Here is a 21,054-nt window from a genome sequence, read left to right as displayed (position 1 = left end):
ACTCACCCAATCCCCAGAATGCATTCCTTGGTCGCCATATCTAATTTTGAACCTAAAAAATGCATATCTTATCATAAACGCTCGATAAAATATGCATCATAACAATACATCACCGGTATTGATTATGTTAGCTATGCGACTATTTACTAAAAGTATATTGTTAATAAAAACTGAAGTCAATATAAGCAATTCATCTTAACAAACCATTCATTAATTAATATTTTTAATAAAATCATCGCAAATAATTAGCTTCATTTTCTATTTATCATTTTTCAAACTTTCTCTTCATAATCAAATCGATATATAATCTATCTTTATCGTTTTATTTTCTATTTTTCATGAAAAACAATCTTTTTTATGCCATTTCTATCATCATTTATAAATTACACAATTCGTTTACTTTTAACACATTTCCATAAACTAGGTTCATAATTTGCTCACCACTTTTTTGCATGAACTTATTTTATTTTAATGATAACTAAACTTCACACAACTTTATGCGCAACACGAAGACACCGTTATAACCTAGATTATAACGGTGTCTTTTACATTTAATATTGACAATATCCATTTTTAAAAATAAATAAACGGTATTCACATTTTACGATTATTAACTAAAAAAATCAATTTTATAGCAAAATTAACTCTTCATATTTTGAAAATTAACACTTCATTTAATTAAATAATATATTAAGGCTTTATTTAGTAAATCATTAACTATCAAGAAATTGAACAGTCTCCTCATTTACAATATATATTGACCTAATTATGGAGTTCTTGCTCACGCTTCAAGTAATTCTTGCAATAATGCTCTATGCGCCATTACTACTTCAGTGTTATATGGCGATAACGTTTCAAGAAAAGCTTTATTCTTTGCCTCATGCAACTCAAACAACTCATCATAATGATTAATTACATCAAGCAAAACTTCAGCCCCTTTATATGCATCAAAACCAGGATAATAGAAACCCACCCCTGCTTCTTGCAGAATTTCAGAATTATGCACTAATGGATAATTACCGTACAAGGCCTCATAATATGCATAATTTAAACCCAATTGCCATTGGTAAGACAACACAATATCAGTATACCTCGACAAAAAGTAAGGCATTAAATGACGACTTTCTACAGTCATTATATTTTCCTTAACTAACTGAGTATAACCAATAAATTTGTGAAAACCACTCACATCCTTTAGATGATATGTATTACATAAATATACATGTGCTAAAGCTGTTTTGTCTTCTTTGTACGCTGCTTCTGCAATTAAAACAGGCATATAACAATTTTTTACCACAGACGTGTTAGGCTCAAATACAGATACCCGTCGACCTTTCTTAGTCTTATCAGGGTTATAGCCAAAAGCTAAACCTTCTTGTAGCTGCGCCACTTGTCGGTCAAAGAAAAAAGAATTCCAAATATGTGGCACTTTATACACCTTTGTGCCCGTCATAATACTCAAATAATCTCTATTTGATTCATACACTTGAGGAATAAGCCAAGCTTGATCATAAGTAGTCCCATTAAAAGCTCGACCACCATCTTTACCTACAAGGAACTTCTCCATATCCCAAATAAAATCATTCCCCATACGATAGGTAACAATTTTTGCGCCATACTTTCTAAATTCTTTTTCATAAAAAGGCTCCAACGTCAATGTACCTTCAATAAGTATATCTGTCGTTTTTACAACATCTTCATAAGGATAAACCTCAATCCCCATAGCATCTACTTCTAACTCTTTTGGCAACGTCTTTAAATCATTGCCCCAAAACACAAAATACACATCTTCAACTTCGGGAATTTGCATCAATGTTTCTCGAAGAAAATACATATTTTGCCCTGCTCCATTAGACCAAATATGTTTATAGGAGTCTCCCCAAAAAAAAGTAATCCCTATGTGTAAACCAGATTTCATACATTCCAACCTTTCTAACAATTACCCACTACATTGCGAATCTCATATTATTTACTTATAACTTATGGCGCTTATGGTTCATAGACTTCTAATCACTAGTTAGCCTTATTCAATGCAGCCAGTCGTCCTCATTATTGCACGAATACTATATCATATTTTAGATGATAAATATGTGAAATATTCTCATCTATATTCACTGATTAATACAATAAAAAAGACTGCAATAAAGCTCAAACTACGCAACTTTATCACAGTCATCATAAACTACCCTTATTTAATTATGTTCTTTGCAGGTCATTGATTCGCAAACAAGTTTCAATACAGCTGTATTCTTCACAGCTGCTATAGGCATCTCCCAATCCGCTTTATGCGTATAATGCTTCATAATCATTTGCAACGCTTTTACTTTCTCTATTTCATCTTCGACAAACGAAACTTGACCGTCTCCAATAATACTAAAAAAAGTAGAAGAATAACCACAAGCAACCGCTGCTGGTATTACCTCATAGCCACCATCTAACTCAAAACCTACATAACCATTTGTTTTTAGTAAATTAATCTTTTTACCTTCTGAGGCACCATGACAATAGAATACATAGCGCCCATCCTCCCGTTCATAACCAAAATGAAGGGGCACAATGTAAATTCGCTTCTCATCATGAATACCTAAACGAATAATTTGACAGGCTTCTATAATTTCTTCAATGCGCTGCTCTGAGGTAACGGCTCTATCACTTCGTCGCATTTTAAACACCTAGTCTTGATGAGAAGTTAAAAACTCTGCTAATTTCTCAACTGCCTCTGCTTCATCAGGACCATCAGCCGTTAATACCACTTCAGTCCCTTTCGTAGCACCTAATGTCAATACAGTTAAAATTGATTTTGCATCCGCTTTCTTTTCACCAACTGCAATAGTAATTTTAGATGCAAATTTAGCAGCTAACTGCGTAAAAAGCGTAGCAGGACGTGCATGTAAACCCGATTCATTTGTAATAACTACTGTTTTTTCAGTCATAACGAATACCTTCCTTTATAAAAAATGCCCTCAATGCGATTCATACATACTCAACGTAGACATTGCTTAGCCTTGCTTAAAAGCTAAAAACAACCTAATCTACTATACTCTATATCTTATAAAACTTTGCCTATTATAGCAAGAAAATTTTAATGCGTAGCCTTAGATATACCATGACTTAACGACAAATAATAGACCTAAGTATTCTAAGAGTATATATACTAATACTATATGCATCCATATTATATAATGCATCCATATTACATACACCAACTATAAGGCAAGACCTTTTTCAGCCAATACCCCCTGTGCATAAGTCATAATCTCACTGGCCGTGCTCATAGTGAGCACTTTTTGTACTACTGCCTCACATTCAGCAACAGTTACTGAACGAATAATATTTTTTATAACGGGGATGGCCGAAGCACTCATGCTAAATTCGTCAAGACCGAGGCCTATCAAAATCATAGTAGCCACTGGATCGCCCGCCATTTCACCACACATACCAGTAATCTTGTTAACGTCATGACTAGCTTCAATAGTATGTTTAATCAAACGCAAGACTGCCGGATGAAGTGGCTGATATAAATGACCAATTGATTCATTCATTCTATCTACCGCTAATGTATATTGGCACAAATCATTAGTACCAATACTAAAAAAATCGACATAAGGAGCGAATAAATCGGCACTTACAGCAACGGCTGGAATTTCCACCATAATCCCCACTTGAATATCTTCATTAAAGGCAATACCCTCAGATCGCAACTCCTCTTTAGCTGTTTCAAGCACGGCATTAGCTGCTTTCACTTCTTCAACAGCAGCAATCATCGGATACATGATTTGAATATCACCAAATGCACTCGCCCGCAAAATCGCACGCAACTGCGTTTTAAACACATCCGTATTTGCTAAACTAATGCGAATTGCTCGAAAGCCTAAGAAAGGATTCATTTCATGAGGTAATTGTAAGCATTTTAATTCTTTATCGCCCCCAATATCCATGGTGCGAATAATGACTGGCTTGCCATGTAATGCTTCAGCTGCCTCTTTATACGCTTCAAATTGTTCCTCTTCGGTTGGCAATGTATCATGCTTCATATATAAAAATTCGGTGCGGAATAAACCAATCCCCTCTGCTCCCATCTGACAAGCATGAGTAACATCTTGAGCCTTGCCAATATTACCAAATAATAGAATTTCTTTGCCATCCTTAGTAACAGCAGGCAATGCAGCCGACTCTTTTAAACATTGCAACTGTTCACGATACTGAATTGCTTCCTTCGTATAGATGTCAAAGTCTGCGTCAGAGACAGAAAGCAACACTTCTCCTTCAGTTCCTTTTACAACGGCCTTTTCGCCACTTTGTAAAGCAGAAATATCACCTAAGCCCATAACAGCAGGAATTTCTAAAGTACGCGCCATAATGGCAGCATGACTTGTAGGGCCACCACTAGCTGTTACTAAACCTTTCACAATCTGCTTATCCAACGAAGCTGTATCAGAAGGCGTCAAATCCTCAGCTACAAGAATAACTTCCCCCGTTAAGTGGGCAAGCCCTCGTGGATTCATGCCTAACAAATTACGGAGCAAACGGTCACCAATATCTTTTATATCAGCCCCACGCTCACGCATATAAGGATCATCCATGGCTAAAAACATATCAGCAAAGGTATTAATAGATTGTTCGGTAGCAGCTGCCGCGGACTGCAAGCCATCTGTAACGAGCGCTTTTATACCATCTGATAAAGAAGGGTCTTGAACAATTAAGGTATGTGCTTCAAAAATTGCCGCTTCCTCATCGCCCATGGTTTCACGAGCTTGTTCCTTAATCGCTTCTAACTGCGCTACCGTTGTCGCTAACGCTGTTTCAAAGGCAGTTAATTCACTCCCTACCTCTTCTTCCGTAATCATGCGCTTAGGAATTATAATCGGCTCTTGTTTATATACATAAATTGTGCCAGTACCTATACCACGAGCCCCTGAAATTCCTTTAAGTGTTACTTGCTCCATATCGTTCCTCCAGCATCTTACACGCCTCTATGCCCCACATCTATTTAAATTGCCAATTCAGCCTCAAATACTTCAGCTGCAGGTCCTGTCATAAATACAGTCCCATCATCTGCATACTGAATATGTAAAGTGCCTAAATATACTTCAACAGCTACCTCTCGCCCAGTAAAACCATTTTCATGTGCCATTACAACACTGCTACAACAGCCAGTCCCACAAGCTAAGGTTGCGCCAGCCCCACGTTCCCAAGTACGCACTTTAATATGACTATCATCCACTATTTGTACAAAATTAACATTCGTACCTTGTGGAAATAGAGGGTGTTTTTCAATAGCCGGCCCTAAAGTCGTTAACGGCACTTTAGTAACATCTTCTACAAATACTTCTGTATGAGGCACCCCTAATAACATAGAACTTACCTCATAATTTTGCCCTGCCACTTCAATCGTAAAGTTTTTAACTATTGGTAACTCTGCTTTCATAGGAATATCTTTAGCTGCAAAACTTGGTTTTCCCATATTTACTGTCACCTGTTCAACATGGCCGTCTTTAACATGCAAAGTAGGCTCCATAATTCCAGCTAAAGTCTCAATAGTAAAAGTTTCTTTGAAAACAATCCCTCGTTCATACACATATTTAGCAAAGCAACGAATGCCATTGCCACACATCTCAGCTTCACTACCGTCTGCATTAATAATACGCATCCGCGTATCTGCCACATCAGAAGGAACTACTACAATTAAACCATCGCCACCAATTCCGGTCTGCCGATGACATAAACGTTTAGCTAACTCTGTATAATCTTTATTGGCCCCCGCTTCATCAGTGAAGAATATAAAATCATTTCCAAGGCCATGCATCTTTGTCAATTTCATAGGTTAACTCCTGTCGAACAAATACTTAAAATTTTTTATTACATAATTTTATTAGCATACATAATTAAATGCATATATAACTAAACAATAAATTAACTCTGTAAAAATATATGAAAAATATATAAAATACAACTTTACTAAATTTTACCCAATTATTGAAAAGAATTTACCTTAAAAGAACTAGTAAATCTTTAAGTAAGCATTGAATATATAATGTATTACGCTTATTATATCATATTTAAATCCACATCATGTATGCAAAACGCTCATAAACAATCACTTTCAAACAAATTTAATCATATAAAAATCATTTACGATACGTAACAATTAATAAAAAAGTCTTTTTCTAATGACCTTTTGGCATTCTTATGCAGACGTTATAACTAATCTGAATAGTGCAGTATTCCAATTCTTTGATTTCTATGCTATACTGACAGTATCCTAATCTGACAAACTTTCTATAGAGTGTATTCAATTCGGAGGAAATGGCCTACGCTTGTCCCCAACTATTAATAAAGTAGTGCTTTATTACTTTTTAAAGTACGCTTTATCTATAGGCCCCTTAGACTTGTCTATGCTCTTATCTTTTAGTATTTAGAAGGAGGTCCCACAGTTCTAGTAGTATCATAAACACATAAAATAATTTTATGCAGGCTATAACGGCCTCCTTTCAACATAGGTGCTTTAATAAATAAGCCCTTTGCTCAATTATTTTTTTACCATTTGTCATTATTTTAATTTGTAGATACCCAAGCATTTAGGAATATATTTCATGAATGCAAAATAAGAGAATGAAGTATCTATTATCATCATTGTAAAGAAGTTATTGTGAAGAACTTGAAGTAAGTTTGTATTCTGTATCGTGAGAGGATGATTTCACAAATGTTGACTACATTTTTAGCATTATTGCCAATTCTTTGGCTTATTGTAGCCTTAGCCATTCTTAAAATGCCTGCCTGGAAAGCTTGTTCCATTGCAGCGATTGGCTCCTTTATTATTGCCATTACGCACTTTGAAAAAGCGGCTGGCATCATGTTCTCTGGCGCCTTAGAAGGTGTTGCCCTTGCTGTATGGCCTATCTTGCTTGTTATTACAGCCGCTATTTTTACTTATAATTTAGTAGTACACACTAAAGCAATGGATACTATCAAAATGATGCTATCCTCTGTAACATCAGATATGCGTATCTTAGCCTTGTTATTAGCTTGGGGCTTCGGTGCTTTCATGGAAGGTATGGCTGGTTTTGGTACTGCCGTAGCAATTCCAGCAGCTATGATGGTGGCTGTAGGTTTTGACCCATTAAAATCTATCTTAGCCTGCCTTGTAGCAAACTCTGTACCAACTACATTTGGTTCTATCGCCATTCCAACAACAACATTGGCATCATTAACAAACCTTGATCCAATTCATCTTGGTACATTTATTTCTTCCCAATTATTTATTCTTAACATAATCGCACCATTCTTCGTAGTAGGTATTATTGGTGGCGGTTTCAAAGCTTTAAAAGGCGTATTCACTATCACGCTATTATCAGGTCTTGCCTTAGCGGTACCTGAATTACTTATCAACGTAGCTGCTGGTCCAGAATTATCCGTTATGGCTTCTTCCGTTATTATCATGGGTGTCATTATCTTAGGTGCAAAATTCTTACCAACCAATGACCCTCAATACCAATTTGAAGCAACAACACATAAAGTAACAGGCAAAGAAGGTTTCATCGCTGCTTTACCATTTATCTTAATCGTTATTTTATTAATCTTAACATCTAAATTAGTACCTGCTATTAACGGCCCACTTGCTAGTATTAAAACAGCTGTGCCAATCTATCAAGGGGAAGGTGCTAAACCATATACCTTCGTATGGGTAGCCACACCAGGTATCATGATTTTCATTGCAGCCTTCCTTGGTGGCGCTGTTCAAAAATCTGGTTTTGGTGAAATGTTAGGCGTTCTTGGTAAAACAGTTTCTAACTTGAAATTTACCTACCTCACTATCATCACAGTAGTAGTAACTGCCAAATTAATGACTTACTCTGGTATGACAGCAGATATTGCTAGCGCCTTAGTATCGGCTACCGGTTCTTTATATCCAGCGTTCGCTCCATTAGTTGGTGCCCTTGGCGCCTTCTTAACTGGTTCTGGTACCAATGCAAACGTATTATTTGGACCATTGCAATTAGCCGCTGCTCACGACTTAAATCCAAACTATGCAGAGCTTCCATTATGGTTAGCTGCTATTAACTCTGGCGCTGCTGGTATTGGTAAAATGTTCTCCCCTCAAAGTATCGCCATTGCTATCGGTGCTGTAGCACCTGCATTGGATGCTTACATTGAAAGCAACAAAATAGACAGCACTAAAGCAAATCAATTACGTGAAAGCATTAAAGCAAATGTAATCATGGTGTCCGTATTAAAATACTTCTTGATTTTCATCATCGCTAACGGTGCTATTTCCTATTTTGGACATAACTTTATTGAACATATTCAAGTTCTATTGTTTAAATAAAAGTTAGCATACGTAACTTAATATGTGTAACTTAATATGTGTAACTTAATATATGCAAGGAATTTAATATATATGAGTTCACGTAAAGCCCCCGTATAAACGGGGGCTTTTTTATAATTTATTCCACTTTTAATTTTACTTTTATTTCAGAATTAATCTCTCTCTTACAGACTTACATGCCTAAATGCCCAAATCTTCTACATCAATTACTTCAATACCATGCTCTTTTAATAAAGAAGCAAATATACCTGAACCAGCTATGCGTGTGCCTGAAAAAGTACCATCATAAATTTCGTTCACGCCACAAGAAGGACTGCGAGATTGTAAGATTGCTACATCAATGTTTTCCGCCAAGGCAATCTCTAATGCTTTCAAAGCGCCCTCTCTAAAAGCCTTGTCTACAGAATGACCATCTCGTGTTAAAACTTCACCATTCACAATTTCAGCTGGCGTACGAGGCGTAGGCAAACCGCCTAACACTTCAGGACAAACTGGAATAATTTCTACAGGCGTATAAATACTTGAGTCTAAATCTGAACTTGTAATTGTATCTATGCTTGTATCTATACCTGTATCTACACCAGTATCGCCCTCCGTAGCAATACGTGCCATAGTTTTACTAATCACGTTACTATCTATAGATCCCTTATCATAAGACTTAGCCATTGATCGTACTTGCTCAATATAACGAGCTAATGTTTCACTATAATTATGACCGCCGTTATATTTACACGTTTCACCTAGCAAACAAGCACTACACAATATCTTCATAGCCAGTCTCCCTATTGCCAAGACATAATATACAAGGTCTCATATTTTTAAATAAACACTCTACTAAGAATGGCGTTTCACAAATATATTAGCAAAATTGGTAATCATCAATCCTATAATGATGATTGCGCCACCAAGCCACTGAATTAAGGATAACGTTTCGCCCAATACAAACTGTGCTGTCATCAGCCCAACTACAGGAACTAATAATGACAAAGGAGCCACCTTATGAGCCAAATACTTTGCTAATAACATACTCCACAAACCATATCCCATAATCGTCGCTAGAAAAGCAAGATATAATACTGAAAAAATAGCCGCTCCAGAAAGGCTCTCATACGTCAATAAAGCTAACTGTTCACGTTCTAAATAAAATGATGCGACTAACATAGGAATTGGTGGAATCAAACTCGACCATACCACCAAACTTAACATATTTAACGGTTTATTTTCTGTAGACGCAAGCATAGATAATTTACGCACTACAATATTAGACAATCCCCAAAAAGCGGCGCCTAACAAAGTCAATAAAAAAGCGCCTACAGGAATGTGAATGCTATCAGCAAGGCCCGTAACACCACTTATACATACTAGCCCTATAGCAGCTACAACTAAGCCTAATATTTGACTCCTCTTAATATGTTCTTTAAAAATAATGGCCGTAAACAATATAGTAAAAAATGCTTGTGCCTGTAATACTACAGAAGCTACACCGGCTGGCATTCCTACATGAATGGCATAAAATAAGCACGAAAATTGTCCAACTCCAACAAATAGCCCATAAGCTAAAAGCCAGCTTAACTTAACATTAGGACGTTTCACAAATAAAATGGCGGGAAACGCAGCAAATATATATCGCAAAGCCACTAAAAGTAAAGGTGGTATCTCACTTACACCCCATTTTATAACCGCAAAATTAAAGCCCCATACAAGAATAACCGACAACGCTAAGACTATATCGCGTAATTTCATTATATAAACTCAAGTCCCTTCCTAATAGCTATTATATAGCTACATATACTATCTATGATATCCAGTGGCATATAGCCATTTATAATAAATTCAATTATACTAATTATAACATAACTAATAAATTCAACTATTATAAGGCGGTGTATAATGATTATTCGACAAGAAAAGCCCTCTGACTATGAAACAGTCTATCAGCTTATCATTGAGGCTTTCAAAGAAGCAGAACACAGCGATGGCAATGAACAAAATTTAGTAGTTGCATTACGTCAAAGTCAATCCTTTGAGCCTAAACTATCTTTAGTTGCTGAAATCAACAATATAATTGTCGGCCATATTCTATTTACTAAAGTGGAAGTCGGGAAAAAAGTAGCGCTTGCCCTTGCGCCATTATCTATATTACCTGACTATCAAAAGCGAGGAATTGGCTTAGCCCTAATAAAAGAAGGTCATACTATTGCCAAACAACTGGGCTATACCTACATTATTGTCTTAGGCCATCCCCAATATTATCCTAAAGCAGGCTATCAACTTGCTAAAAACTATAATCTCAAAGCACCTTTCGAAATCCTAGACGAATACTTTATGGCTATTAAGCTTGATTCACAAGCAGAACCTATAGAAGGAATTGTAACATACGATCCTGTATTCAATATTTAAAATCAAAAACAATAATACATCCTCTATAGAACATTCTTCTACACATTTAGTGCCAAAAGAAGACCATACATCTTTCGTAGTAACCATTGTTGCATAGCACCGCAGGGACCGAGGAAGATATATGGTCTTTTTATTAATCACAACTCTTCAGTTTTATATGTCATATAGCCTTCGTAATAATAACTAGCATCTAATCCCTTAAAAAAAGTGCCCTTACTCAAATCATCTGTCAACGCTTGTTGCAATAAATATTTTAATTCACCAGTCGCAACATGACTGCGAATCATAGCCTGTAAATATTCATCTTTATCTACCTGATTCCAATCTATAATTTTTCCTAATTTAGAGCGCAACATAGCATCAAGCCATAATCGAGTCGATCGACCATTCCCCTCTCTAAATGGATGGGCCACATTCATATCTGAATACTTATCTATAATCTGATCAAATGTCTCATGTGGCAATTTATCGATATAATCTAGGGATTGTTGTAAAAAAATACGTGGTGCAAACTGAAAGCCATCCTTAGCAATATTTACATCACGTATTTCACCAGCAAACTCATAAATATCTTCAAAAAGCGTTCTATGAATATCTGCTAAACCTTTAAACGTCCCTATTTCAAAAGAAAATAGACGGCCCGTTTCAAAAAGCATCTTAGCCTTTTGCTTACTAATACGTTCCTCTTCACGTCGGAATTCCATACTATTTTCTAAACCTAATTTATTATGTAATACCATTAGCAACTCCTTGAACTAACGTTACATCCCTATAATGTTTTCTTCAATCCCACTCAATCAATTCATACATTAATTATATCATATAATGAGCTAAAATTAGTTTCTTCCCTCACCCTCTTACATACAGAAAAAGACCATACATCTTTCGTAGTGACCATTGTTGCGTAGCAACGCAGGAAACGAGGAGGATGTATGGTCTTTTTATTATTTTATCTTATTCCCACTCAATCGTAGCTGGTGGTTTAGAAGTAATATCATACACGATACGGTTAATATGTTGTACTTCATTTACAATACGAACCGAGATTTTATCAAGCACGTCATATGGAATGCGAGCCCAATCGGCTGTCATAAAGTCCGTAGTGGTTACACCACGAAGTGCCAAGGTGTAATCATACGTACGGAAGTCACCCATAACACCAACAGTACGTGTGCTAGTAAGCACAGCGAAGTACTGATTAATGGAGCGATCAAGTTTTGCATTAGCAATTTCTTCACGGAAAATAGCATCCGCATCACGAAGAATATCTAACTTTTCACGAGTAATTTCACCCATTACGCGAATCGCCAAGCCAGGACCTGGGAATGGTTGACGCCATACAAGATAATCAGCTAAACCAAGCTCAGCTCCCAATTCACGAACTTCATCTTTAAATAAGTTGCGAAGTGGTTCAATAAGGCCTTTAAAATCAACAACAGCTGGCAAACCGCCAACATTATGATGACTTTTAATAACCGCTGCATCACCAGCACCAGATTCAATTACGTCAGGATAAATTGTACCTTGTGCTAAGAAATCAACAGACCCAATTTTTCGGCCTTCATCTTCGAATACACGAATAAATTCTTCGCCGATAATTTTACGTTTTTGTTCTGGTTCTTCAACGCCAGCTAAACGGCCAAGGAAACGATCTGCCGCATCTACACGAATAAAATGCATACCAGAGTCTTTGAAAGCTGCTTCTACTTCATCACCTTCATTTTTACGCATTAAACCATGATCAACAAAGATACAAGTTAATTGCTCACCCACAGCTTTAGAAATAAGAGCAGCTGCAACGGAGCTATCTACACCGCCAGATAAAGCTAATAATACTTTGCCGTCACCCACTTTGTTACGGATTTCTTCAATCGCTACTTTGGCATAATTAGCCATTGTCCACTCACCATGGCAACCACACACTTCAAATAGGAAGTTATGAATCATTTCCTTGCCATGCTCACTGTGAAGTACTTCTGGATGATATTGCATAGCATACAACTTACGTTCTGTATTCTGCATCGCTGCTACTGGACAGTTAGCTGTATGACCTACAATTTCAAAACCTTCTGGTACAGAGGCTACATAATCTACGTGACTCATCCACACAATTTCATTTTCACTAAGCCCTTTGAAAAGTGGAGAATCAGTCTTTACTGTTACAGGGGTTTTCCCAAATTCACGAGCTTCAGCGGATTTAACTTCGCCCCCTAATGTATGCGCCATCAATTGCATACCATAGCAAAGACCAAGTACAGGAATACCTAATTCAAATACTTCTTTTTCAATGCGTGGCGAATTTTCTTCATACACGCTATTAGGACCACCTGTAAAAATAACGCCCATTGGATTCAATTCTTTGATTTTAGCCACTGCTTTATCGTACGGATACACTTCGCAGTATACGTGATTTTCACGAACACGACGGGCAATCAGCTGATTATACTGGCCGCCAAAATCAACAACAATGACAAGCTCTTTCTGGTTCATTATACCCTCCATTAATGCAACAGTAATTATTAACTTACTTTTTAATCAGTTTATCAAAACACTCGTTACAATCAAGCTTCGCCACTCAATTATAAGAGGTCTATTTCTGCAACGATGACTAAAAAGTGCTATTACATATTTTACATTTTATTATACCATATAAAGCCTACTTTTCTCCATTTTTCCAAATACAACTTTTTAGCCCATCAATATGTTCATGTAAATCTTCATTAATAGGATTCCACAATGAATCTAAAATAAAATCAATGCCTTCCCGCCTAGCTAATTTTGCAGCAGGTACAAAATCACTATCACCTGCAATCAAAACAATTTTATCAACCTGCCGTTTATATGCTAAAGAAGCTATATCTATACCTAATTTCATATCAACGCCCTTTTGCCCAATTGACAAATATACATCTTTCTCCGTTATATCTTCTATGCCTATAGACCCGTTCAATAGTTTTTTAGTTATCTTTGGTTTTAAATTATAAACAATATCATTCTCACTTAATCGACCTAAACGCAAAGCTACTTTACGTCTAGTTTTTAATTCTTTTATAAACTCTGTCATCCATTTATATTGTTCGGACTCTTTTAATCTAATAACAGTTTTTGTTAATGGATTATATACTTCTTTCTCACTAGGTGGGCAATCGTAGTAAAAAATCCTATATAAAGAAAAACTATCATATTTTTCTGCTCGAATATGACGTTTACAGTATTCAATAAAAAAAATCGACACTTCGTTTAGGTGTGTCGAAATCTTTTAAAGCATGTATTCTTTTTTGGTAAAATCCACCATCTACTAAAATTGCAATCCGCTTTTCCATAATTCCCTCTACAAAAAAAGCCCTAAGCTTCAGCATTTCCCTCATAGTGGGATGCCTACAACTAAGGGCACTATTTAATAATAATATAGCATAACACAATAGGAATGTAAAGATAGATAAAACATATAAGCGCAACCTAGCATGCAATATATCAATCTCACTTTCATCCCTAACATATTATTTATTATAACTAAAAAACTAACACATAACCCTAATAAAAGTATAGTCCTCTCAAAATATTTAGTCAAACCTCACCCTAAAAAAGAAACTTTGTAAAAATTAGCCCATCCACCGAATACTACCGAATCGACACATCTTCACCTGCTAAAATATGTTTCATCGTTCGAGCAGGGCACATTTTACCACACATCGTACAGGTTCCTTCGCACTCTGGCTTACTTGATTCATAGTAGCGACGTGCCTTTTCAGGATCAATAGCCAGTTTAATCATAGTATCAAAATCTACTTCAGCACGAGCTTTACTCATAGCATCATCCCAAGCCTGTGCGCCTGGAATGCCTTTTGCCAAATCGGCTGCATGAGCGGCAATACGCGTAGCAACAATACCTTCTTTTACATCGTCAATCGTTGGTAAACGCAAATGTTCCGCTGGTGTCACATAGCATAAGAAGTCAGCCCCACAAGATCCGGCAATAGCCCCACCAATGGCACTCGTAATATGGTCATAACCAGGTGCAATATCTGTCACTAATGGACCAAGTACATAAAATGGCGCTCCATGGCAAAGGCGTTTTTCTAATGTCATATTAGCCGCGATTTCATTAAGCACCATATGCCCTGGCCCTTCAATCATTACCTGTACATTATGCGCCCACGCCCGTTTTGTCAATTCGCCTAACGTGATTAATTCTTCAATTTGAGCCGCATCCGTCGCATCGTGCGTACAGCCTGGCCGACAAGCATCGCCTAGACTTAACGTAACATCATAAGTTTCACAAATTTCTAGTAAGCGGTCATAGTATTCATAAAATGGATTTTCCTGATTATTCATTTCCATCCAAGCAAAGAGCAAGGAGCCCCCACGTGACACAATATTTGTCAAACGAGGATTATCTTTAATCCGTTGCGCTGTTTTACGATTCATCCCACAATGAATGGTCATAAAATCTACGCCGTCCTTCGCATGCTGTTCCACCACTGAAAAGAACTCATCTACCGTAATATCTTTTAAGTCTTTATCTAACATACCAACTGCATCATACATAGGTACAGTGCCAATCATAGCGGTAGACATATCAATCAATTTACGACGAAACTCCTGCGTCTTACCAAAATTGGATAAGTCCATAATGGCTTCTGCTTTCATCGCAATGGCATTGCGTACTTTTTCTAATTCTTCCTCTATATTATTATGCTCCGGTGAAACGCCAAGATTCACATTAATTTTAGTACGACAACGTTCACCTACCGCTTCAGGCGATAAACTTTTGTAATGTTTATTAGCAGGAATGGCCACTTTCCCTGAGGCTAACAAGGCCATTACATCCTCTAGGCGCAGTTGTTCTTTAGCGGCTACCACCTCCATCTGAGGCGTCACAATACCCTTGCGAGCCGCATCCATTTGCGTGGTATAGCTACCTTGCTTTACTACTGTCGTGTTTTTACATTGATTATCTTGCTGTTTCATCGAGAGGCCTCCTACATAGGTCTAAATATAACGAATGACTGTCTAAAACACGCAAAAAAGCAAAAATAAAAAGCTCATCCACGTGGATGAGCTTATGAAACGTCCTGTACAGCTTTCCTACGTCGGCATTATCCGAATCAGGTCAAGGGTCAAGTGTTCAAGCACTTTTCTCAGCCTACAGGCTCCCCTAGCTTTTTTGTGTATTTTCTTTATTATAGTACAGGCTCGTTGATAATACAATGAAAATTTACAAAATGACCTCTCTCAAATTATTTATAATTTAACTCATGATAAACTCCTATATTTCAAATTTAACACTACTAATATTTACTATTTAACAGAAATCACATTGCCATAGACATCACGTTCAACTTGATCATTAGATTCATCATTGATACGCACGCGTTCAATTTTATCTTTACTATTAGCTTCACCAGAAATATGATCAATACGAATTCTACTTTCTCCCTCATTAGAAGCAGCTAATGCTGGCGTATTACTGATAATACCTAGCAACTGATTAACTTTCGCATCTAATTCATTAACTTTATCACGCAAGTTTTGATTATCTAGTTTTAAATCAATAATTTCTTGTGCCATAGCCACCCGAGATCTAGATACTCCACTAGACTGTCCAACTTTAAAGGATAAACTAGCATTAAACATGTTTTCACCATTACCCATAGAACTAGCCACTCCCAACAAAGTATCTTCATTAGGTTGATAATATGCTCCTAGTGCAACTGCATCTGAATTTTTGTAATTACCATAACCTACAGCAAATGACCATTTATCATCAGCATTAAAACCAAGTGGATGTAACCCCGCTAAAGCAGCTGCCCCTGCACCAACTTTATCAATCTTACGATTCAAGTGATTATAATTACCCGATAAATTAGTAACTTTTTGATTTGTTTCATATAATTGATCCCCTGTTACCGCATCAGTAGATCCTTTACTAATATCTCCCGGTTTAATATTGGTAATCGATGTACCTCCCATATCAATACCATTATCATTAATAGTAGGACCATTTTCAATTTTTAATCCGCTATTATTAATGACTGTCTCACCAATTGTTATACTGCCATCTTTCCCTAAATCAATATCTTTTGCTAAACGAAGTTGTAATTGTTTATCACTACTTACTACACCAATATTATTCGCAGTAGCTAATTCGGACGCACCACCTACTATCGATAACGATTCTCCCATTTTAACATTAGTAATACTACCTACATCACCTTTAAAATTGAGACCTGTATTCACTGCATCCGAAATACCATTCACAATACCGCTTACATCTACGCTATAATTCTTAGAAGTATCATTCTGAATAAAATCAATTGACTTTGTAGCTGAATTATAACTGCCTCCAGTTGTATACGTATTACTATCAGTAATATTGTTAATAGATTCATTAATAGAATTAGCTACAGCGTAAAGCTGGCTACCATTTATAGCATCTGTAGAATCTTTACTTACTAATCCCGCTGCTACATTTTGAATCCGTCTCGTTCCTTCCCCTTCGCCCGTATTTGTACTACCAACAGAAACGACGCCAGCAATATTATCGCCTCCAGCAAAGCTTAAATTTTGTCCATTTATGGTATCACTTGTATATACGTCAATCCCTTTTGTTGTACTCCCACTAACTACATATGCTGATTTACTACCAAGAAATACTGAGTTATCTAATGTATTTTTGATATTATTGCCTAATACAAAAGTACTATTAGTAGATATCTGATTACTATTACCAATCGCATAGCTTTCACGGCCCGATACAGAAGTTACACCATAAGTACCTATACCAAATACACCAGACTTTTCAGCAGTACTTTCTAACTTATTATAAGAACCTACTACTAATCCATATTTAGCATCATTTGTAATTCCATGACCTAAACCTAAACCAAATTGCTTGGTTATCCTCGAGTTAGAGCCTATAGCAACTACATTGCTGGCAACTACAGCATTATTTTGGAAATGACCAATAATAACACTCTTATCTCCACCGGCATTATTTCCCGCTTGTGTACCCATAACAATAGAATTAGTAAGTGCTGTACCTTTATTATTAGTATTAGCATCTATGCCTGCGTTAGCACCTGCAACTGTACCTAGAATAATATTTCCAGCTCCATTAATGTTTCTCCCTGCACGAACACCAAGAGCTACATTGGATGCCCCTTCTGATCCCTCTAAAGCACCACTACCTAATGCTACATTACCACCTTTTGAATATACAGAACTAATAATTGGGCTTCCTGTCCAGCTTTTACTCTCTCTCAAAGCATTAAGACCAATTGCTATATTGTGACTATCTGTATTTTTTGTTTGCGCCGTATGTGTATTAGCCCAACGACCAAGAGAGATGTTCTCTTCACCACCTAAATACTGTCCCACTTCTGAACCAAAAGCAAAATTATAATATCCAGTTGTTCCTACACCGGCTTGTAAACCAACTGATACATTATTTTGATTTAGTGCTTCAGCTCCATCACCCATCGCAATAGCATTAGCTTTTATTACCTTAGCATTTCTACCTATAGCAATACCATTTAATGGATTATCAGCATTAGCAGCTGTACCAGTACCTTGAACCGTAGCATTCAACCCAATAGCAATAGCGCTGGATAAATTAGGCGTTTTCCCATCAGTTCCTTTTGCAACAGCCCCCTTGCCAATTGCCACATCCCCAGCTGAGTTAGTTTCTGAACTCTCTCCAATAGCTACACCATTTCCTACCCCCTCTGTGTTAGTGGCGCCCCACACATTACCACTAATCATAGTTACACTAAGGCTTAATAATAATAATTTCTTAGATACACCGTTCATAAATAATCTCCTTCTAACTTATACAACATCTTACACAATTAACATACAGCACTTAATCTCATAGGCAAACTCTCCCTGACTAATTGTCATTCTCACCATAGGACTTAACTATGTCTCTATAATTATATTTTACTCTCAATTATCAATTAAATTAATCAATATTTTTTTATAAAATATTTTTGAATTATTTTTCATTTTTCAAAATGCTTATAAACAACCATATTTACCAGATAATTATTCTACCCCCCCCGGAATTTTTTCACCTTTATCTAATTTTTATATAACACTACACCTTCTAAAATGTTTTTAATAACTTCATATCATAAACTAGATTTTTTCATATTAATTTTGTTTTAATTTCATAATCAAATCTTTATGTATTTAATCCTAATTTCCCAATATCAACTTCAATAAAAAAACAGTTTGTCTTTATGTTATAAATTCATAAAGACAAACTGTTTTACATAAATTTGCTAATAGTTTTTTTAATCTTACCCCAAAACCTACCGCATCAAATCTATACACTCTTAGCGTAATATCATAGCAAAATCTTTATTCAACTGTCATAAAATACCTATGCAAATCCTCAATAGCCCGCTCTTTCGCAATAATACCATGAGCATTCCAAATAACGGGATTTACATTTAAAATGTGCCCTGCCTTAACAGCCGGAATGGTTTGCCACAGAGGGTCGTCTTGCAACTCTTCATACCGTTTTTGAGCCGCTTCATTATTGCCACTACTACTTGGCCCATAGCCACTGGACACAATGAGATACTGCGCTTTTAATTCTAGTAACATTTCAAGGGATACTACATTGGTATCACCTGAATCTTGCGCAACCGCCATTGGATCTGGCGTTAAATGAAGTAACTCATACATGAAACGATTAATATCATTGGTCGAATACGGGTAGAGGCGCACTTCTTTTTTCAAGATACGAAGTAAGGCTACGGGGCTATTACCAATGCGGCCCTTTATATCCATGCGGGCTTGTTTTACTCGGTCATAATACAGTTGCAAACGTGCGTTTGCTTGTTCTTCCCGATGTAAAATTTTTCCCAACGCTAACAGCGTTACCTCTGTATCTTGCAGTCGTAAAGCCGCTACGGGCGCAATTTTACTCAAAGCCACATAAGCATTACGGTCAAATGAATCACGTAAGAGAATTAAATCTGGTTTCAGTGCTTGCACTTGTTCCAAATTAATGGCTTTAATATTTTCATTAATACTAATCGGCACCACGCCGTTAGCCGTCAATTCATCATGTAGATAAAACGTAGGTGGATTATACGCGCCCACCATAGGCGCCCCTAAGGCTACCATAGGGTCTTCCAGACGAATCACAACAACTCGTTTTGCCTCTTTAGGAATCACCGTCGTGCCATATTTATGCTTTAAAATAAGTTGACCATTCGTTTCTGTAAATAAAGCATTTGTCCGTTGTATTACGCCTTCATACCGAGCCGTCAACTCCGCATCAATCGCCTCTGCCGTATCACTTCGGGGTACATCCGCTGGAAATAATGGTTTCGCTGTCTGAGCAGTTGTCATTAAACTAGGTGTAATCGACCAAGACGTAATCGCCCCGCAACCAGCGAGTATAGTCGTAGTCACGATACCTAAAAGGAGCATCACCGCTAGTCTAGGTAGCCGTAGCAGTCTAGTTAGCACTGTCAATATCTCCTTCATTAGCCCACTTTTCATAGGCTACCTCCCACATTTTGTGGAATACAGAAGGGCAACTTCGTCAAAAGATCCTTCATAATCATCGCTGTAATACCGAATACATCAGCTAACATTTCAGCCGTAAATACCTCTGTCGGCGGCCCTTGAAACCGTACTTCGCCCGCCTTCATAGCAATAATATGGTCTGCAAAACGAGCAGCTTGATTTAATTCATGTAATACCATAATAACAGTTTTACCATACGTCTTATTCAACTCAGCAACTAATTGCAACACTTCTAACTGGTGAGCAATATCTAAGAAACTGGTAGGTTCATCTAAAAAGAGAATCTCTGTATCTTGTGCCACGGCCATAGCTATCCACGCACGCTGTCGTTGTCCACCGGATAAATGATGAAGGGGACGTTCCGCCAAGTCCTCTAAATGAGTGACTGCTAAGGCCCAATTAATAATGTCCCTGTCTTCCCGATTCATCCGTGTAAAAACACCATTTTTATAAGGGGCCCGTCCATAGGCTAACAACTCTTTTATAGTTAACCCATGGGGAGCCATCGGATGTTGTGGTAAAATAGCAATTTTCTTAGCCAAGGTTTTCGTATTTTCTTCGTGAACCGATTGTCCATCCAAATATACCTTGCCACTCATAGGCGTTATGATGCGACAAATCGTTTTTAATAACGTGGATTTGCCACAACCATTGGCCCCGATTAAAGCCGTCACTTTGCCACGGGGAATGGTAAGGTTTAAGTTATCGATAATTACAGTTTTATCATACCCTGTGCGGAGCGACTCAATCTGTATATCTGTTTTCATTGTTTCACTCATACT

Annotated in this window: 16 protein-coding genes and 1 riboswitch; of the genes, 2 read left to right on the top strand and 14 right to left on the bottom strand. The window is 37.0% G+C overall.

From position 1 onward, the window contains the following. Positions 1–781: 781 nt before the first annotated feature. The 5 genes from NFR44_RS04770 to dapF all read right to left on the bottom strand — a co-directional run bounded on the left by NFR44_RS04770 (position 782) and on the right by dapF (position 5,821). Positions 782–1,918 carry a DUF2827 family protein gene (locus NFR44_RS04770; protein WP_251441540.1) on the bottom strand — a complete coding sequence of 379 codons (1,137 nt, stop codon included), beginning with the start codon at positions 1,916–1,918 and terminating at the stop codon, positions 782–784. A 274-nt stretch (positions 1,919–2,192) separates the two neighbouring features. Further along, a complete protein-coding gene (locus NFR44_RS04765; protein ID WP_251441539.1) occupies positions 2,193–2,663 on the bottom strand; it encodes a pyridoxamine 5'-phosphate oxidase family protein in 471 nt (156 codons plus the stop codon). A gap of 9 nt (positions 2,664–2,672) precedes the next feature. Continuing rightward, positions 2,673–2,933, bottom strand: a complete 261-nt coding sequence (locus NFR44_RS04760; protein ID WP_251441538.1) for an HPr family phosphocarrier protein — start codon at positions 2,931–2,933, stop codon at positions 2,673–2,675. 273 nt (positions 2,934–3,206) lie between these two features. After that, positions 3,207–4,946, bottom strand: coding sequence for a phosphoenolpyruvate--protein phosphotransferase (gene ptsP / locus NFR44_RS04755; protein WP_251441537.1), 1,740 nt, complete (start codon positions 4,944–4,946; stop codon positions 3,207–3,209). Between the two features lie 44 nt (positions 4,947–4,990). Continuing rightward, the gene (gene dapF / locus NFR44_RS04750; RefSeq protein ID WP_251441536.1) at positions 4,991–5,821 is read right to left on the bottom strand and encodes a diaminopimelate epimerase; all 831 of its coding nucleotides are present in this window, start codon (positions 5,819–5,821) and stop codon (positions 4,991–4,993) included. A gap of 882 nt (positions 5,822–6,703) precedes the next feature. Between dapF and NFR44_RS04745 the strand changes: the two genes are divergently transcribed. After that, entirely contained in the window at positions 6,704–8,326 is a 1,623-nt protein-coding gene (locus NFR44_RS04745) for an L-lactate permease (protein ID WP_251441535.1), read from the top strand. 180 nt (positions 8,327–8,506) lie between these two features. Here the strand turns inward: NFR44_RS04745 and NFR44_RS04740 are convergent, their stop codons facing one another. Together NFR44_RS04740 and NFR44_RS04735 are read right to left on the bottom strand one after the other, a co-directional pair. Next, complete coding sequence (locus NFR44_RS04740) at positions 8,507–9,097, bottom strand: 2-thiouracil desulfurase family protein (RefSeq protein ID WP_251441534.1); 591 nt, start codon at positions 9,095–9,097, stop codon at positions 8,507–8,509. A gap of 63 nt (positions 9,098–9,160) precedes the next feature. Continuing rightward, positions 9,161–10,069, bottom strand: a complete 909-nt coding sequence (locus NFR44_RS04735; protein ID WP_251441532.1) for an EamA family transporter — start codon at positions 10,067–10,069, stop codon at positions 9,161–9,163. A 147-nt stretch (positions 10,070–10,216) separates the two neighbouring features. Here NFR44_RS04735 and NFR44_RS04730 point away from each other — a divergent pair, with 147 nt between their 5' ends. Continuing rightward, positions 10,217–10,726, top strand: coding sequence for a GNAT family N-acetyltransferase (locus NFR44_RS04730; RefSeq protein WP_251441531.1), 510 nt, complete (start codon positions 10,217–10,219; stop codon positions 10,724–10,726). 137 nt (positions 10,727–10,863) lie between these two features. Here NFR44_RS04730 and fic read toward each other — a convergent pair whose 3' ends face one another. From fic to NFR44_RS04695, 7 genes are all read right to left on the bottom strand, one after another. Beyond that, positions 10,864–11,466, bottom strand: a complete 603-nt coding sequence (fic, locus tag NFR44_RS04725) for a protein adenylyltransferase Fic (RefSeq protein WP_251441530.1) — start codon at positions 11,464–11,466, stop codon at positions 10,864–10,866. A 214-nt stretch (positions 11,467–11,680) separates the two neighbouring features. Then, a complete protein-coding gene (guaA, locus tag NFR44_RS04720) occupies positions 11,681–13,216 on the bottom strand; it encodes a glutamine-hydrolyzing GMP synthase (RefSeq protein ID WP_251441529.1) in 1,536 nt (511 codons plus the stop codon). Positions 13,217–13,382: 166 nt separating this feature from the next. After that, positions 13,383–13,961 (bottom strand): NYN domain-containing protein, encoded by a 579-nt coding sequence (locus NFR44_RS04715; protein WP_251441528.1) that lies wholly within the window; start codon positions 13,959–13,961, stop codon positions 13,383–13,385. 386 nt (positions 13,962–14,347) lie between these two features. Then, entirely contained in the window at positions 14,348–15,697 is a 1,350-nt protein-coding gene (gene thiC, locus NFR44_RS04710) for a phosphomethylpyrimidine synthase ThiC (RefSeq protein WP_251441527.1), read from the bottom strand. A gap of 97 nt (positions 15,698–15,794) precedes the next feature. Beyond that, a riboswitch (TPP riboswitch) is annotated at positions 15,795–15,896 on the bottom strand. Between the two features lie 131 nt (positions 15,897–16,027). Next, entirely contained in the window at positions 16,028–18,538 is a 2,511-nt protein-coding gene (locus NFR44_RS04705) for a beta strand repeat-containing protein (protein ID WP_251441526.1), read from the bottom strand. Positions 18,539–19,090: 552 nt separating this feature from the next. After that, a complete protein-coding gene (locus NFR44_RS04700; RefSeq protein WP_251441525.1) occupies positions 19,091–20,245 on the bottom strand; it encodes an ABC transporter substrate-binding protein in 1,155 nt (384 codons plus the stop codon). Continuing rightward, positions 20,242–21,051 (bottom strand): ABC transporter ATP-binding protein, encoded by an 810-nt coding sequence (locus NFR44_RS04695; RefSeq protein WP_251441524.1) that lies wholly within the window; start codon positions 21,049–21,051, stop codon positions 20,242–20,244. The genes NFR44_RS04700 and NFR44_RS04695 overlap by 4 nt, the downstream gene beginning before the upstream one ends. Between the last annotated feature and the right edge of the window lie 3 nt (positions 21,052–21,054).

Origin of the sequence: Veillonella intestinalis (genome assembly GCF_943193155.1) — a bacterium.
Classification (GTDB): domain Bacteria; phylum Bacillota; class Negativicutes; order Veillonellales; family Veillonellaceae; genus Veillonella_A; species Veillonella_A intestinalis.
Note: the sequence above shows the minus strand (reverse complement) of the source record. Positions and strands in the feature narration are given on the sequence as shown.